The organism is Bartonella koehlerae C-29 (assembly GCF_000706625.1).
GTDB lineage: Bacteria > Pseudomonadota > Alphaproteobacteria > Rhizobiales > Rhizobiaceae > Bartonella > Bartonella koehlerae.
In genome coordinates this window covers 936,249-952,932 of sequence record NZ_KL407334.1, presented here as the reverse complement: position 1 = coordinate 952,932, position 16,684 = coordinate 936,249, and the positions used below count along the sequence as shown (strand labels likewise).

At 37.6% G+C, this 16,684-nt stretch carries 12 protein-coding genes, 3 tRNA genes and 1 pseudogene; 2 read left to right on the top strand and 14 right to left on the bottom strand.

Annotated features, from left to right (window positions below; translation table 11 throughout):
- Window positions 1–50: 50 nt before the first annotated feature.
- Both O9A_RS04030 and O9A_RS04025 read right to left on the bottom strand, forming a co-directional pair.
- Window positions 51–124 (bottom strand) — tRNA-Gly (locus O9A_RS04030).
- Window positions 125–151: 27 nt separating this feature from the next.
- Window positions 152–235, bottom strand: a tRNA-Tyr gene (locus tag O9A_RS04025).
- Window positions 236–439: 204 nt separating this feature from the next.
- Between O9A_RS04025 and O9A_RS04020 the strand changes: the two genes are divergently transcribed.
- Window positions 440–1,270 (top strand): TrmH family RNA methyltransferase, encoded by an 831-nt coding sequence (locus O9A_RS04020; protein WP_034459021.1) that lies wholly within the window; start codon window positions 440–442, stop codon window positions 1,268–1,270.
- Here O9A_RS04020 and O9A_RS04015 read toward each other — a convergent pair.
- From O9A_RS04015 to O9A_RS03990, 6 genes are all read right to left on the bottom strand, one after another.
- Window positions 1,260–2,000 (bottom strand): rhomboid family intramembrane serine protease, encoded by a 741-nt coding sequence (locus O9A_RS04015; RefSeq protein ID WP_034459018.1) that lies wholly within the window; start codon window positions 1,998–2,000, stop codon window positions 1,260–1,262. The two genes, O9A_RS04020 and O9A_RS04015, sit on opposite strands and share 11 nt — an antisense overlap.
- Window positions 2,001–2,555: 555 nt before the next feature.
- The gene (locus O9A_RS04010) at window positions 2,556–2,981 is read right to left on the bottom strand and encodes a DUF2155 domain-containing protein (protein ID WP_195890918.1); all 426 of its coding nucleotides are present in this window, start codon (window positions 2,979–2,981) and stop codon (window positions 2,556–2,558) included.
- 85 nt (window positions 2,982–3,066) lie between these two features.
- Window positions 3,067–3,465, bottom strand: coding sequence for an NADH:ubiquinone oxidoreductase subunit NDUFA12 (locus O9A_RS04005; protein WP_034459015.1), 399 nt, complete (start codon window positions 3,463–3,465; stop codon window positions 3,067–3,069).
- Window positions 3,466–3,657: 192 nt separating this feature from the next.
- On the bottom strand, window positions 3,658–5,157 hold the full coding sequence (gatB, locus tag O9A_RS04000; RefSeq protein ID WP_034459013.1) for an Asp-tRNA(Asn)/Glu-tRNA(Gln) amidotransferase subunit GatB: 1,500 nt from the start codon (window positions 5,155–5,157) through the stop codon (window positions 3,658–3,660).
- 130 nt (window positions 5,158–5,287) lie between these two features.
- Complete coding sequence (tig, locus tag O9A_RS03995) at window positions 5,288–6,715, bottom strand: trigger factor (RefSeq protein ID WP_034459010.1); 1,428 nt, start codon at window positions 6,713–6,715, stop codon at window positions 5,288–5,290.
- Window positions 6,716–6,849: 134 nt separating this feature from the next.
- Window positions 6,850–6,932: transfer RNA gene (locus O9A_RS03990), tRNA-Leu, on the bottom strand.
- Between the two features lie 167 nt (window positions 6,933–7,099).
- Here O9A_RS03990 and trmFO point away from each other — a divergent pair.
- Window positions 7,100–8,506 (top strand): methylenetetrahydrofolate--tRNA-(uracil(54)-C(5))-methyltransferase (FADH(2)-oxidizing) TrmFO, encoded by a 1,407-nt coding sequence (trmFO, locus tag O9A_RS03985; RefSeq protein WP_034459008.1) that lies wholly within the window; start codon window positions 7,100–7,102, stop codon window positions 8,504–8,506.
- Window positions 8,507–9,141: 635 nt separating this feature from the next.
- On the opposite strand, the gene O9A_RS03980 is transcribed toward trmFO, so the two are convergent.
- From O9A_RS03980 to trkA, 6 genes and pseudogenes are all read right to left on the bottom strand, one after another.
- Window positions 9,142–9,420 carry an HU family DNA-binding protein gene (locus tag O9A_RS03980; protein WP_034459006.1) on the bottom strand — a complete coding sequence of 93 codons (279 nt, stop codon included), beginning with the start codon at window positions 9,418–9,420 and terminating at the stop codon, window positions 9,142–9,144.
- Window positions 9,421–9,649: 229 nt separating this feature from the next.
- Entirely contained in the window at window positions 9,650–12,073 is a 2,424-nt protein-coding gene (gene lon / locus O9A_RS03975; protein ID WP_034459004.1) for an endopeptidase La, read from the bottom strand.
- Window positions 12,074–12,253: 180 nt separating this feature from the next.
- On the bottom strand, window positions 12,254–13,528 hold the full coding sequence (gene clpX, locus O9A_RS03970) for an ATP-dependent Clp protease ATP-binding subunit ClpX (RefSeq protein WP_034459002.1): 1,275 nt from the start codon (window positions 13,526–13,528) through the stop codon (window positions 12,254–12,256).
- A gap of 185 nt (window positions 13,529–13,713) precedes the next feature.
- Complete coding sequence (gene clpP, locus O9A_RS03965) at window positions 13,714–14,346, bottom strand: ATP-dependent Clp endopeptidase proteolytic subunit ClpP (protein WP_034460192.1); 633 nt, start codon at window positions 14,344–14,346, stop codon at window positions 13,714–13,716.
- A gap of 187 nt (window positions 14,347–14,533) precedes the next feature.
- Window positions 14,534–15,230: pseudogene (locus O9A_RS03960) on the bottom strand (hypothetical protein).
- Window positions 15,231–15,306: 76 nt separating this feature from the next.
- The gene (gene trkA, locus O9A_RS03955) at window positions 15,307–16,683 is read right to left on the bottom strand and encodes a Trk system potassium transporter TrkA (RefSeq protein WP_034459000.1); all 1,377 of its coding nucleotides are present in this window, start codon (window positions 16,681–16,683) and stop codon (window positions 15,307–15,309) included.
- Between the last annotated feature and the right edge of the window lies 1 nt (window position 16,684).

Genomic DNA, 16,684 nt, shown 5'->3' with positions numbered 1-16,684 from the left:
TCATGCTCACTTGCCTAATCATCAACAATTACACTGTATTAACAATCATTTGGAGCGGGTAGCGGGAATCGAACCCGCATATTCAGCTTGGAAGGCTGCTGCTCTACCATTGAGCTATACCCGCAACACATAACACCTCTCTTTCGATGAATGGTGGAGGGGGTTGGATTCGAACCAACGTAGCATACGCAACGGATTTACAGTCCGCCCCCTTTAACCACTCGGGCACCCCTCCATTACACCGGAAAAGCTGCATGATAAAGCATCACGACAACAGAAATTTTGATTACCCATTTCAAATTAGTCTCCTGGTGGTTATGCCGATTACTATCGTATCTGTCAACAGAATAAATACGATTCCGTACAAATTTTTTGCTAATAATTTCAAACCACAGCTTTTTTCTCTCTACTTTTGTTATTAACGCGCTATAAAGAGGATATGAGAGAAAAAATATCGAAAAGTTTTCACTATACTCGCTTACAGCGTCGATCTCACGACAAAAAAAGCTTTCCTTTTCTACCTGCAGCGCGCATGAAACAGAAAGTTGTTCCCGTGAGACATGCAATAATCCATCTTTATGGTTTTCATTCCGTTCATGCAGCTTTAAAAAATCCTAAAAGAGTTTTTGAACGTCTCTATATCACACCAAATGCCTTAAAACGATTAAATGTACTCGAAGCAGATTTACCATGTTCGATCACATTATGCTCACCCAAACAACTTGATTCGCTCGTTGGAAGTGATGCAGTTCATCAAGGTATTGTTTTGGAAACTGAACCCCTCAAGCCGTGCCAATTGTCCGAACTAACAAACACTAATCTTGTCATTCTAATGGATAAAATTACTGATCCACATAATGTCGGTGCTATTATGCGTTCTGCAGTCGCATTTAAAGCTGAGGCACTTATTACAACTTGTCGCCACTCTCCCCAAGAAAGTGGCGTTCTTGCTAAAGCCGCATCCGGAGCTTTGGAGATGATTCATTATATCACCGTACGAAACCTCGCAGAAACGCTCCAAGAACTCCACAAAGCAGGCTTTATTAGTTTTGGACTTGATTCAGAAGGCGATCACCCTCTCGAAAAAACATTAACAGGAGAAAAAATTGCTCTTGTTCTAGGAGCAGAAGGTAAAGGCTTACGCAAAAAAACACGTGAAACCGTTTGTGCATTAACACGCCTTGATATGCCTGGAAATATTAAATCGTTAAACGTTTCAAACGCAGCAACAATAGCGCTCTATGCGACTCATAAATATCTTAGAGGGTAATCTTTATTTTACCGCGCGAAACGTCAAAAAAACCAACCAACAAAAATCCCGAAATAAGCCCACCAATATGGGCCTCCCACGCAATTGAAATATCATCCCTTTCAAATAAAGAGGAAAAAATACCTATAATGAAATTAATCATCAGCCATACACAAACATAAACAAGAACAGTCTTGGAACAAAGTGTTTTTTTAACCGACCACAAAGGCCCAAAAAATCTCCCATTTTGCGTATTGACACAAAAATGAACAGGGGAAAAACCATAACGTGCAATAGCACCCATCATTCCAGAAACTGCACCCGAAGCCCCAACAAGCGACGCTATACTGTTTTGATGAAACGCAAAATAAGTCAACGCAGAAATAGCTGCTGTTAAGACCCAAAAAACTAAAAAACGTAAACTTCCAAAATGTCTTACCAAAGGAGACCCAAAAACTAAAAGCCAAACCATATTAATAGCAGTATGTTCAAAACTCCCATGTATAAATGAATAACTCATAATAGTATGAGAAAATGCTAAAGGCGCAGCTTTGAATAACACTGGTGTAAATGAAAAAAAATCAAGACTTTCAATATAGAGCTCATCAGAAAAAAAATACTGGGTAACGCAATAAATACAAAAACAAAATACTATCACAATAATTATAGTCAATGGAATATTCAAAAATGGTTCCCTAGGCTGTTTTGGTAGCAAAGAAGCATTATTAAATTGGTAGTTAGCATCTTCCATTGTATAAAATCTCGTACACTTTACAAAATTGATAGTTTTTTTGCACAATAAATATATCAATTTAAATAATGAAAAACCAAACCCTTTAATTTACAATTTTCCGATTTTTACTCATAAAGCCAAAGATTTTTATATCCTATCCAAAAAATTTTCAAAAAAACGGATATGAAAAATATCACCCACAAAATTCCTGCACCATGCAAAACTTAAACTTAAGATTGTTTAAATTAGCTAAAACTACATCTTGATTATTAAACTCTTTAGCGCACAGATCAATCAAAATGAAAAAACAAAACCGTTGTTAGAACAAAGCTCATTATCTCATTTATCTTTTTTCTTTATAAAAATGACACCTGATAATTTAGCAATTTTATAGTTAGTATCTTCACAAGAATCATCATAAATGTAAAGTAGAGAAACTGCCTAGAGACGAGAAAGTAAAAATATTAATAAATTTTTGATTTAACCCGCTACTGCTATAATTTTAAAAGATAATTTTATGAAAGATTTATAAAAAATAATAAGCTGATTCCAGTAATAGTTTTATATAACAAATCATTGAAGAGGCAGATTTTGAGAATTCTGCTTACAATCTTTTAACCACACGTCATAAATAGGATGTTCTACAGCATTTAAGCCAGGACTATCTGCAAACATCCATCCTGTAAAAATACGCCGTATTTTTTTATCTAATGTCACCTCGTTCACTTCAACAAAACCAGTTGTACGAGTCGGCTCATCCTTAGAACTCGTATAGCATGCTCGTGGTGTCACCTGCAAAGCACCGTATTGATAAATTTCACCAAGAGAAACTTCAAAACGCGTAGTTCGAGCAGTGATTTTATCAAGACCTGCAAAAACAGCAATTCCATTGCTAATACGTTCAGCCTGCACCCCACCCTTTGAAGATAAAATCACTCCAATTCCTATAAAACAAGCACAAAAAATGTGCCTTAACCTTGGCAGTAAAAAAAAAATCATAATCTCAAATCAATCGCATATAAAAAACAATTCTAACTAAAAATAGCGAAAACTAAGAAAAAATACACTCACGCACTAAAAAACTTCATTTTTTAGGTGACCATGCATCATAGTCTTCATGTGTAGAGGAACGCTCATTTTTATGAACGATCGAGCCCTTTGGTCGATAAGCTGCACCTGTCCCTGTCATGTTAGCAACATGGGGCTTTTCCCATTCATATGGCTGATAATTCTCCTGCGTAGGTGGAATATCGCAGCGATGATGAATCCAACCATGCCAACCTGGTGGAATAGTAGACGCTTCAGAATAATCTTTATAAATAACCCAACGGCGCAGATAACCATCTTTATGATAACCACCTTCATAATAAATATTCCCAAACTGGTCCTCCCCTACACGCTTGCCTTTACACCACGTAAAAAAGCGCGTATTGATAGTATTTCCATTCCACCACGTAAAAACTTGTTTAAAAACACTAGCCATCTTTTATTCCATTTCTTAGCACACCTACAAAACCAACCATTGGAATAGACCTGTTATGACGCTTGAAATTACTTAGAGACAAAAACCACCTGTAAACTCAATCAGAATTTTATTTGATATCAAAATTTCAAACTCGTATTCCTCAACTCCAAGAAAATATCATATTTACGGATTTTTCTCCACCCCATAATACTAACCTATGCCAAGTTTCAGTTTAACCAATTCATTAACAGTTTGAGGATTTGCCTTACCACCTGTTGTTTTCATGACCTGCCCAACAAACCAACCAGCTAAAGCAGGTTTTTGTTTTGCTTGAGCAACTTTATCAGAATTATTGGCCATAATTTCATCAACAGCTCTTTCTATAGCCTCTGTATCTGTTACCTGCTTCATATTGCGCTCCTCTACAATCTGACGCGGATCCCCGCCTTCATGCCAAATAATTTCAAAAAGGTCTTTGGCAATTTTTCCAGAAATAGTCCCTTCCTTAATAAGATCAATAATGCCTCCCAATTGATCCGGTGATACTGGTGTCTCTTCAATTGCACGATTATCTTTATTTAAAGCACCCAAAAGATCATTAATTACCCAATTGGCAACAGTTTTTCCATCACGCCCATATGCTACTTTTTCAAAATAACCAGCAATGGCTTTTTCTGTTACAAGAATGGAGGCATCATATGCTGTTAATCCCATCTCATTAATAAAACGTATTTTTATATCATCAGGCAATTCAGGCAACTCAGCCGCCAAAGCATCTACAAATGCTTGATCGAATTCCAATGGCAAAAGATCAGGATCAGGAAAATAACGATAGTCATGCGCTTCTTCCTTTGAGCGCATAGACCGCGTTTCCCCTTTCGCCGCATCAAAAAGCCTAGTTTCTTGATCTATAACACCACCATCTTCTAAAATCGCGATTTGACGGCGAGTCTCATACTCAATCGCTTGGCCAATAAAGCGAATAGAATTCACATTTTTTATCTCGCAACGTGTTCCAAAACTCTCACCAGGACGACGAACTGATACGTTAACATCCGCCCGCATGGAGCCCTCATCCATATTGCCATCGCAAGTTCCCAAATAACGGACAATCGTACGCAATTTTGTCATATAGGCTTTAGCTTCATCTGCTGAGCGCATATCTGGTTTAGAAACAATTTCCATAAGAGCAACACCAGAACGATTAAGATCCACAAAAGACATTGTTGGATGCTGATCATGCATGGATTTTCCAGCATCCTGCTCAAGGTGTAATCTCTCAATCCCAACTTCAATATCTTCAAACTGACCATTCGAATCTGGACCAACAGATATGATAATCTTCCCCTCTCCTACAATTGGATAACGAAATTGAGAAATTTGATATCCTTGCGGTAAATCTGGATAAAAATAATTCTTCCGATCAAAAACAGATTTCAGATTAATACGCGCCTTTAATCCCAAACCAGTTCGAACTGCTTGACGAACACATTCTTGATTAAGAACAGGCAACATGCCAGGCATCGCAGCATCCACAAGTGACACGTGATTATTTGGCTCTGCACCAAATTCTGTTGATGCACCTGAAAAAAGTTTTGAATTTGATATAATTTGCGCATGGACCTCCATGCCAATGATGACTTCCCAATCACCTGTAACCCCAGAAATAAAACGCTTAGAATCAGGAGTACGCGTATCAACGATTCCCATTGCCAATCCACTATCAATATTTTTCAAACATATCTGATGGCTAATCTAAAACCACTATAAGTGCAAGCCTAGAATATAAATCTTATAAAACAAGCCCGATGAAGTCGGGCTTGTTTTATTGGTGTAAATATTAACCTTTTTTAGGTGTCTTTTTCTTAGTTGAAACTTTCTCTGCAGCTTTTTCTTTCACTGCAGACTTTTTCTTTACCGGTTTTCTTTCCGCTAAATCTGTTTCATCATATTCCTTCATAAGCTCTTCAACTGTCACTTCTTTATCTGTGATCTTTATCCGTGCCAACAAATGATCAATAACTTTTTCCTCAAAAATTGGAGCACGCAGATTTGCAACAGCTTCCGGAGTATTACGGAAAAAGTCCATAATTTCTTTCTCTTGTCCAGGATACTGGCGAACTTTATCAAAAACTGCTGCTTTTAACTCATCTTCACTTACTTCAACACCAATATTCATTCCAATTTCAGAAAGTACCAAACCAAGACGAACACGGCGCTGTGCAAGCACACGATATTCTTCCCATGCCTGTCCCTCTGTAACGCCTTCATCTTCAAAACTGCGCCCAGCCTTTTTTAAATCATCATTAACCTGCGCCCATATATTGTTAAATTCAATTTCTAAAAGTCCTTCAGGAATCTCAAAATTATAATCAGCATCTAAAGCATCAAGAATTTGACGTTTAATTTTTTGACGTGTCATTAAACCATATTGGCTTTCAATCTGCCCACGAACAACTTCACGCAAGCGTTCTAAAGATTCCAAACCAACTTTTTGTGCCGCTTCATCATCAATTTGTAGCTCGTCTGATTTGCAGACAGCTTTAACGGTAATATCAAATTCTGCATCCTTACCAGCCAAATGAACTGCACTGTAATTGTTAGGAAACTTAACAAAAATTGTTTTTGTATCACCTGTTTTTACACCAACTAATTGTTCTTCAAAACCCGGAATAAATTGTTTCGATCCTAGAATCAATTGCGCATCACTATCTGCTCCACCTTCAAATGGAACTCCCTCAAGTTTACCAAAATAATCTATCGTAACACGATCACCTTCCTCAGAAGGGCCATCTTTTAGAGAATAATTACGCGTAGAAGAAAGTACGCGCTTTACTTGATCATCAATCTCTTGTTCAGGAACAGCCGCAATTTCACGGATGATTTCAATATGTTCAAAGTCTTTAATTTTAAATTTTGGCAAAACTTCATATTTTAAACTAAAAATAAAATCGCTTTTGCCATCTAGAATCTTTTCATCTTCCTCTATATCAATTTGTGGCTGCATGGCCGAGCGTTCATTGCGCTCAGCTAAAATAGAACGAGGCGCATCACTGACAATCTCATTGAGAATCTCCGCCATAAAAGACTTACCGTACATCTTTCGTAGATATCCAGCTGGTACCTTACCGGGACGGAAACCATTAAGTTTGATTTTATCCTTGGTATTATCCAACCGTTCATTCAATTTCTCTTCTAAATTTCTCGCCGGAACCACGATCTTAATTTCGCGCTTCAGTCCTTCATTAAGCGTCTCGGTAACCTGCATTCAACAACCTTCATTCTTCCTAAAGAAAGGGATAACCCTACTCTGATAATAACTACATTCTAACACTTGAGTGTTAAATCACCACGAAACAGAATTTCAGACACACAGATGTTCATAGTGCCTAAAAATTCCTTTGGTGCGGATGGAGGGACTCGAACCCCCACGGTCTCCCGCCAGAACCTAAATCTGGTGCGTCTACCAATTTCGCCACATCCGCTCAAACTTACAAACTACTAACCTTATACAAGCGGCGTTTCTATACCATTAATTAAAGAAAAAAAGCAAACAAATATATTCAAAAAACCAAATACGTATATCCTTACAAAATTACAAAAACAAAAATCTATACTTTTCAGATAAAACAGCTTCCGCTAAAAGTAAATTATGCTAAATAAGTTCAGTACTTCAATTCATATTATAGGTGGCGGTCTTGCTGGGTGTGAAGCAAGCTGGCAAATCGCTCAATCAGGAATTCCAGTTATTTTGCATGAAATGCGACCTCAAAAAAAATCAGATGCCCATAAAACCGATCAACTTGCCGAACTGGTGTGTTCAAACTCATTCCGTTCTGATGATTCCTCAACAAATGCTGTAGGCCTCCTCCATACTGAAATGCGATTAGCAAAATCTTTGATTATGAAGGCTGCAGATACCAATAAGGTACCAGCAGGAAGCGCGCTTGCCGTTGATCGTGATGGATTTTCAAAAACCGTTACTGCAACACTTGAAAACCATCCTCTTATAACGATAAAGCGTGAAGAAATTCAAGAGATTCCTGAGAATTGGCCTCACATTATTATTGCAACGGGCCCCCTTACCTCACCAAAACTCGCTAAAGCAATCCAAACGATAACCGGAACAGAATCTCTCTCTTTTTTTGATGCTATCGCACCTATTATCTATACCGATACTATTAATATGGATATTTGTTGGTATCAATCGCGCTATGATAAAACCGGTCCTGAGGGAACAGGAAAGGATTATCTTAATTGTCCTCTTAATAAAGAACAATATGAAGCGTTTGTTCAAGCGTTGAAAAATGCGGAAAAAACAGAATTCCGCGACTTTGAAAAACCATCCTATTTTGATGGATGCTTACCAATCGAAGTTATGGCTGAACGCGGACTTGAAACCCTCAGGCATGGTCCCATGAAACCTATCGGTTTAACCAATGCTCATAATCCCACGGTTAAAGCTTACGCCATTGTCCAATTACGCCAAGACAACAAGCTTGGAACCCTTTATAATATGGTAGGCTTTCAAACAAAACTGAAATATAGTGAACAAGTTCGTATTTTTAGAATGATTCCTGGTCTTGAGAACGCAGAGTTCGCCCGTTTTGGTGGACTTCACCGTAACACCTATCTCAACTCACCAATCATTCTTGATCAAACTCTTCGTCTAAAACAAAAACCCGGACTGCGCTTTGCTGGACAAATTACCGGATGTGAAGGATATGTAGAATCATCCGCAATAGGGCTTCTCGCTGGACGTTTTGCCGCTGCTGAATATCACCATAATTGCCCTTGCCTACCACCATTAACCACAGCATTGGGAGCTCTTTTGAACTATATTACCAATGGACATATCGTAGATGAAGAAACAAGAAAAAAATCTTTTCAACCAATGAACATCAATTTTGGACTTTTCCCTCCTATTGCTTCTGCTTCTTACTCAGAAAAACGCTTACTAAGTAAAGAAAAAAAAATAGCAAAAAAACAAGCGATAACTGCCAGAGCTCTAGATACTTGCATTCAGTGGCTAACAAATTACAAAGAAAAAAGACTCTAGATCAAACACCAGCAACCAATTGTTGTCTTTAATTTTCATGATATAGATAACTCTTTTTTCCTAATTTGTTAGAGAAACGCCATTATCCTCCCTCAAAAACAACAAAAAACTTGTTTACTTTGCGACTTTCTTAACCAATAAACACTCAATATATAAGTTATCATTTATTATATAGTGTGGAAGCTTCAAATCTTTTCTTATGAAAAACAACCATTTTTAAAAACAGTTTTCAAAGACACTTCAAGCATAAACATGAAATATGATAGGAAATATGTTGCAATAGTAAATGCAGCCAAATAGACACTAAAAAGCCCACACACTAGCAAGAATCTTAATTAATGCCATAATTTTCTGCTATTTAGAGAAAGTTTGGTGTTATCTTGTGACACAAAGCTAAGCTCTCTCCTTTATTTACAGTGGATATCAACTCTCACAGTCAAATATTTTATTTGAAAATGTTGTAATAAAGATACATTTCCACATCGAATACTTTCTGTAAACTCTAAAAACATCTTTTAAAAACATTGAAACAGTTGAAGCAAAGACATGCTACAAAACTTCGTATGAAAAGCATACAACAACATTTCTAGAAAACCCCGCTTATAAATAAACCGGGTTTTTTAGTGCGATGTGACCTATTGTTTGTTAACAGCTTCTTTAAGACTTTTCCCTGCAGAAAATTTTGGCACAGAACGCGCTGGAATATTAATTTCAGCGCCAGTTGAAGGATTACGCCCCTTTGTGGCAGCACGATGAGAAACTTCAAAAGAACCAAAACCTGGAAGACGAACATCTCCTCCTGAAGCCAAAGCTTCTGTTACAGAAGCGATAAAAGCATCAACAACAGAGCCAGCCTGCGCTTTCGAAACACCTGCTTTTTCAGCAACGGAGCTAACCAATTCACTTTTATTCATAGAATATTTCCTTTCCCTATATTACCAGATAACACAACTTAACCGTGTCATCGGCCAGTTTATTGAAAAGTACAGTAAACAGAAGCCTTATTTTTATCCAAAACATTGTTTTTTTAGCAATAATCACAGTTATTCACGGATTTTTTTATTTTTTTTCAAAATAAACAGAAAAATAACCACGAAAATGCCTTCTGCTGCCTTTAAAATGCAGTAAAAAACGGAAAGTGAATCAGTGTGCAATCTGTATTCCTTCAGTTTCGTTTTCTGTCCTGATAGGAACAGATACCGTAGAAGGATCCGTCCATCCAATAGGTTCAGGGAAACGAACCAAAGCGTGTCTAAGAACTTCACTCACATGGCTTACTGGAATAATCTCCATATTATTTTTGACATCATCGGGAATATCAATTAAATCTTTTGCATTTTCTTCAGGAATGAGTACTTTCTTTATACCCCCTCGAAGAGCTGCAAGAAGCTTTTCTTTCAATCCGCCAATCGGTAAAACACGCCCGCGTAAAGTAATTTCACCAGTCATCGCAATATCTTTATGCACAGCTATCCCTGTTAGTACCGAAACAATTGCCGTCACCATTGCAACTCCAGCTGATGGCCCATCTTTTGGTGTAGCGCCTTCTGGAACATGAACATGGATATCACGTTTATCAAAAAGTGGGGGTTCAATACCAAAATCAACGGCACGAAAACGTACATAAGATGCTGCCGCTGAAATTGATTCTTTCATGATATCACGCAAATTTCCAGTTACAGTCATCTTGCCTTTACCGGACATCATAACACCTTCAATGGTCAATAACTCTCCTCCAACTTCGGTCCAAGCAAGGCCAGTCACAATACCAATTTGATTTTCACCTTCAATCTGGTTATAGCGATAACGTTTAACACCCAAGAAGTCATTAATATTATTTTCCGTAACTTTTATAGATTTTCGCTGCGTTTTAAGAATTTTGGTAACTGATTTACGTGCTACCTTCATTAATTCACGTTCAAGGTTACGAACACCTGCCTCACGTGTATAAAATTGTATCATTGATCTTATAGCGCCATCAGAAACGCTGAACTCTTTTTTAGTTAAACAATGATCCTTCAATGCTTTTGGTAAAAGATGCTGCTTAACAATCTCCATTTTTTCACATTCAGTATAACCTGCAATACGAATAATTTCCATCCGATCCATTAATGGTCCTGGAATATTCAGGGTATTGGCAGTTGTAATAAACATGACATCTGAAAGATCATACTCGACTTCCAAATAATGATCAATAAAAGTACCATTTTGTTCAGGATCAAGCACTTCCAATAAAGCTGATGAAGGATCACCACGAAAATCTTGCCCCATTTTATCAATTTCATCAAGCAAGAAAAGCGGATTAGATTTTTTAGATTTTTTCATAGACTGGATAATTTTTCCAGGCATAGAGCCAATATATGTCCGGCGATGTCCACGAATTTCTGCTTCATCCCGCACACCTCCCAAGGAGATACGAACGTACTCACGCCCCGTCGCTTTTGCAATAGAGCGAGCAAGTGATGTTTTCCCTACACCAGGAGGACCTAGCAAACAAATAATAGGACCTTTTATTTTTGATGCCCGACTTTGTACTGCTAAATATTCAATAATTCGCTCCTTAACTTTTTCAAGACCAAAATGTTCATTATTCATGACCTTTTCAGCAAAGTTTAAATTGTTTTTAATTTTCGACTTTTTGCCCCAAGGCATTGCTAATAACCAATCAAGATAATTACGCACAACTGTTGCCTCTGCAGACATAGGAGACATATTCCTTAATTTTCTTAATTCTGCTCCAGCCTTTTCGCGCGCTTCCTTCGAAAATTTTGTCTTCGTAATGCGTTCTTCTAACTCAGAGAGCTCATCGCGGCTATCATCACCTGATCCTAACTCTTTCTGAATAGCCTTCATCTGCTCATTGAGATAATATTCCCGTTGGTTTTTTTCCATTTGCCGTTTAACATGTGAACGAATACGCTTCTCAATCTGCAAAACAGAAATCTCTCCTTCCATGAAAGAAAGAACACGTTCAAGGCGATCACGTACAGGTAATAGCGCTAATATTTCTTGCTTTTCTGAAAGTTTAATCATCAAATGCGAAGCAATAGTATCGGCAAGCTTAGAAGGATTATCAATCTGGCCAATAGCACTGACCACTTCAGGAGAAATCTTTTTATTAAGCTTTACATAATTTTCAAAATAAGCAACCACCGACCGTGAAAAAGCTTCAATCTCAACATCATTCTCTCTAGACTCTTCTGTAAGAGTTGCAAAAGCCTGATGGTAATTTTCATTCGTAATAAATTGGCTAATTCTTGCACGTGCAATCCCCTCAACCAAAACCTTTACAGTTCCATCAGGAAGCTTTAAAAGTTGCAGAATATTAGCAAATGTACCAATATCATAAATATCTTCCGATTTTGGATTATCATCAGAAGCATTTTTTTGCGTCACTAATAATATTTGCTTATCAACCGCCATTGTTTCTTCGAGAGCTCGAATTGATTTTTCTCGGCCTACAAAAAGTGGAACAATCATATGTGGGAAGACAACGATATCACGAAGAGGTAAAACAGCATAAATTTCTCCTCTTACTCCATCTGTCTTTTCATCAATATATTGCATAATTCTCCTTTCTGGAGCCTATGATCTATCCGCTACACAAGCCTACCATTAGAAAAGACCCAGTTCTCCATAATACATGAAGTGGGGACTGTGAACATATAAATCAAGCATTATGACTATAATATCCAGAAACATCCATCCTCAAATGATATTTATTCCTACTTCTCATATGGCACAACATCATGCCGATACATTTTCTTTATCTTCTGTACGTTCTGAGTAAATGTAAAGAGGACGCGCTTTCCCATCAACTACATCACTCGAAATAACCACTTTTTGAACGCCTTCAAGAGTCGGAAGTTCAAACATCGTCTCAAGAAGTATCTTCTCCATAATAGAGCGTAAACCACGTGCACCAGTTTTACGCTCAATCGCCTTCTTGGCAATAACTCGCAAAGCATCTTCATGAAATGCTAATTCGACATTTTCCATCTCAAAAAGACGCTGATATTGCTTTACCAACGCATTTTTGGGTTGTGACAAAATTTGAACAAGCGCATTAATATCCAAATCCTCTAACGTTGCTACAATGGGAAGCCGACCAATAAACTCTGGTATCAAACCGAATTTTATAAGATCTTCAGGCTCTAAGTCACGAAAAATCTCACCAACACAACGCTCATCAGGCGCTGTAACAGTAGCAGAAAAACCGATGGAAGTTTTTTCACCACGTCCCGAAATAATCCGCTCTAAACCAGCAAAAGCCCCTCCACAAATAAATAAAATATTTGTCGTATCTACCTGAAGAAATTCTTGCTGTGGGTGCTTACGTCCACCCTGAGGAGGAACAGAAGCAATTGTTCCTTCCATAATTTTTAACAACGCTTGCTGAACACCTTCTCCCGAAACATCTCTTGTAATAGAAGGATTATCAGCCTTACGAGAAATCTTATCAACCTCATCAATATACACGATACCACGTTGTGCACGTTCAACATTATAGTCAGCAGCTTGAAGAAGCTTTAGAATAATATTTTCAACATCTTCACCTACATAGCCTGCTTCAGTTAAAGTGGTCGCATCTGCCATCGTAAAAGGAACATCAATAATACGGGCCAATGTTTGTGCTAGATACGTCTTACCACACCCCGTTGGACCAACAAGAAGAATGTTCGACTTTGCTAACTCAATATCATTGCTTTTAGACTGATGTGCAAGCCGTTTATAATGATTATGGACAGCAACAGAAAGAACACGCTTTGCATGCTGCTGACCAATAACGTAATCATCGAGAACTGTTATAATTTCCTGTGGAGTAGGAACACCATCACGCGCTTTAATCCCAGAAGATTTATTTTCTTCACGAATAATATCCATGCAAAGCTCTACACATTCATCACAGATGAATACAGTAGGTCCTGCAATAAGCTTACGCACCTCATGCTGACTTTTGCCGCAGAACGAGCAATAGAGAGTATTTTTTGATTCGTTCCCGCTATTGCCAAGTTTGCTCATTTCTCTTTCCTTTCACCACGATATATGAATACTTCGCCTTTTAAAAGGAAGTTTTTCATAATGAAAAAATACAAAGACATATAAAAACCATGCATGTCTCAATATCTTTAGATGTTTTTTTCTTATTGTCGCGATATTTTTTACAAAACTCTTTATTAAATTAGCGGCTTTTTCTATAAAAACTCTTAATCTTTTTCTTCTTTTTCAGTTTCTGTACGACATTGTATAACGTCATCAACCAAACCAAATTGCTTAGCTTCTTCTGCTGTCATAAAATGATCACGATCAAGCGTTCTTTCAATAACCTCATAATCCTGACCTGTATGTTGAACATAAATTTCATTTAAACGCCGCTTCATCTTTATAATATCTTGCGCATGCCGTTCAATATCTGAAGCCTGACCTTGAAAACCACCAGATGGCTGATGCACCATAATACGTGCATTGGGTAAAGTAAAACGATGACCTTTCGCTCCAGCCGTTAAAAGTAATGATCCCATAGATGCTGCTTGCCCCATGCAAAGCGTAGAAACAGGAGGGCGAATAAACTGCATAGTATCATAAATTGCCATACCAGATGTTACTACACCACCTGGCGAATTTATATAAAGACTAATCTCTTTCTTAGGATTTTCCGCTTCCAAAAAAAGCAATTGTGCACAAACAAGCATCGCCATACCATCTTCAACGGAACCATTAATAAAAATAATCCGTTCTTTTAAAAGACGAGAAAAAATATCATAGGCTCGTTCGCCCCGATTAGTTTGTTCAATAACCATAGGAACAAGACTTAATGCTGTTTTTATTGGATCACTCATATTTACACTTCCGTTTATATAACAATCACTCTTCACACGCTTAACGCTTTTATCCATAGGCTAACACTAGTCTCTTACGCAAGCCGCAATCAACGTTCTCTCAGGCAAAATTAAAATCCCAATGGTTAAAATAGCAATAACAACTCTAACTGAACAAATCATAAGCACCACGAATGCGAGATACTGCCTAATGGTAAAAGCTGCCTTCCTGAAGTTTTTGAGTGGTCTTTGCCTTTCTGTGGATATGAAATTCTATAAAACATGGATCTGCAAGCGGCTCAACAGAAAAAACTGAATCAAAAATATATTCATTTTTTTGCCCCATCCAATAATAAAAAGTTTCTTTTTTCTTTGCTTCATGAAAAAAACTATACCGTTTAGCCAATCGCGAAATACCATCATTTCCAAAGATTGTAACTCCAAGATTTGCCTGTAAAATAGGCATTTTTTCCTCTTTAACTCAAATGGCTTCCAAATACGACGTTTAAACCCAAACCACTTAGGAATAATTTCTGCACCTGTCCAATAATCTTTAAACACCTTTATAATAGGATATCGGGTGTAAAATAAAGTGCAGAAATACCTACCTTTAAAGTATTTTCTTTTGCAAACAAAACTTTATTCGCATCCGGATGAAACTGTTTAACCAGGTAAACATCTGTATCCAACCAAACAATCTGTTGATATTTCATCAACATAACACGAAAAAATCCAAAAACTGAACAATTGTACACCCTAATCTACTACCAGAAAAATTGGGATCAAGGCGGTAAATTGCCGAACGTGGTAGAATCGATTCGGTTTCATGCAATTCAATACCAGAAGATAAATTTTCTACTTTATCATAGCTAAAAAGCTTAACACGCTGCCCAGTTTTTTACCATTGAAGACAAACAAAATTTATCAATTAATCTCAATTTTTCCCTATATCAAAAAGTGCAAATATCCATAAGCAATATATCAAAAATATTCCAAACTTACGCGAAAAAGTTGTTCAACATCACGAACACATTCAGCAAGAGCAAAAATCACGATCCGATCTCCAGGCAAAATACGCGTATCTGCTGAAAGCTGGATTATTGTCTTATTGCGATAAATCGCACCAATCCTTAAACCGTCTGATAACCCTAGCTCTGACAATGACTTACCAACCAATGAGGAAGTTTGCATCACTTCAGCCTCAATGATTTCTGCCTGACCATTAAAAACTGAATGAACAGCACGAATACGCCCACGACGCATTTGTTGTAAAATTCTCGATATCGTAACACTATGTGGATTAAGATATGCATCCACACCAACTGCACGGCTAAATTCCTGATAAGCAACATTATTGATCAACACCATATTGGCTTTGCATCCCAGTCTCTTAGCAATAATAGCACTCAAAAGATTGACCTGATCTTGATTGGTCAATGTAATCATTAAATCGGCCTGATCAATTCCAGCATCTTGAAGAATAACTGGATCTAATACATTACCATATAAAACGGTTGTTTTTTCGAGTTGATCAGCAATTGTTAGCGCTCTCTCTCTTTTCGATTCTATAATTTTTAACCTTAATTTATGGAGGCGCTTTTCAATAGCTTGAGCAACATAAAGACCTATGTGACCTCCTCCTGCAATAATCATGCGGTGTGCATCTTGTTCTTTATGACCAAAAAGCCCAACTGCACGACGCATCTGATCACGAGCAGCAACAAGATAGGTGATGTCGCCAAACTGTAATTGTGTCTCTGAATGAGCTATCAATAATTCTGAGCCTCGCTTAATAGCAGTAACCGTCGTGCGAAGATCCGGAAAAAGCTCCGTTAACTGACGCAAAGGTGTATTAATAACTGGGCAATCTTCCATACATTCCAAGGCTAACGCAACAATATCATCGTTACAAAAATAAAGAACATCTATTGCACCAGGTAGAGCAATACGACGCAGAACCATTTCTCCAACTTCAATTTCTGGCGAAATAACTACATCAATGGGAATATTTTCTCGAGCAAAAAGCATCTTATAACGTGGTTCTAAATAGGATTGTGAACGAATACGTGCAATTTTTGTTGGAACATTGAACAATGAATGTGCCACCTGACAAGTCACCATATTGACTTCATCAAATAAAGTTACTGCAATCAACATATCAGCTTTGTCTGCATCAGCAGCCAAAAGGACCTCAGGACAAGAACCATGACCAACAAAACCTCTAACATCCAACGTATCACGAATTTTTTCAATCAATCTCGCTTCAATATCAATAACAGTGACATCATGATTTTCAGCAGCAAGACGCTCTGCTATCCCATATCCGACCTGTCCCGCCCCGCAAATAATAACACGCATA

Excerpts from the sequence above, each read along its gene's own strand:
- O9A_RS04005 (WP_034459015.1), bottom strand. The coding sequence starts at position 3,465 with ATGGCTAGTGTTTTTAAACAAGTTTTTACGTGGTGGAATGGAAATACT.
- clpP (WP_034460192.1), bottom strand. The coding sequence starts at position 14,346 with ATGAGTGATCCAATAAAAACAGCATTAAGTCTTGTTCCTATGGTTATT.
- O9A_RS04015 (WP_034459018.1), bottom strand. The coding sequence starts at position 2,000 with ATGGAAGATGCTAACTACCAATTTAATAATGCTTCTTTGCTACCAAAA.
- O9A_RS04020 (WP_034459021.1), top strand. The coding sequence starts at position 440 with ATGAGAGAAAAAATATCGAAAAGTTTTCACTATACTCGCTTACAGCGT.
- gatB (WP_034459013.1), bottom strand. The coding sequence starts at position 5,157 with ATGGGAATCGTTGATACGCGTACTCCTGATTCTAAGCGTTTTATTTCT.
- tig (WP_034459010.1), bottom strand. The coding sequence starts at position 6,715 with ATGCAGGTTACCGAGACGCTTAATGAAGGACTGAAGCGCGAAATTAAG.
- trkA (WP_034459000.1), bottom strand. The coding sequence starts at position 16,683 with ATGCGTGTTATTATTTGCGGGGCGGGACAGGTCGGATATGGGATAGCA.
- lon (WP_034459004.1), bottom strand. The coding sequence starts at position 12,073 with ATGCAATATATTGATGAAAAGACAGATGGAGTAAGAGGAGAAATTTAT.
- O9A_RS04010 (WP_195890918.1), bottom strand. The coding sequence starts at position 2,981 with ATGATTTTTTTTTTACTGCCAAGGTTAAGGCACATTTTTTGTGCTTGT.
- trmFO (WP_034459008.1), top strand. The coding sequence starts at position 7,100 with ATGCTAAATAAGTTCAGTACTTCAATTCATATTATAGGTGGCGGTCTT.
- clpX (WP_034459002.1), bottom strand. The coding sequence starts at position 13,528 with ATGAGCAAACTTGGCAATAGCGGGAACGAATCAAAAAATACTCTCTAT.
- O9A_RS03980 (WP_034459006.1), bottom strand. The coding sequence starts at position 9,420 with ATGAATAAAAGTGAATTGGTTAGCTCCGTTGCTGAAAAAGCAGGTGTT.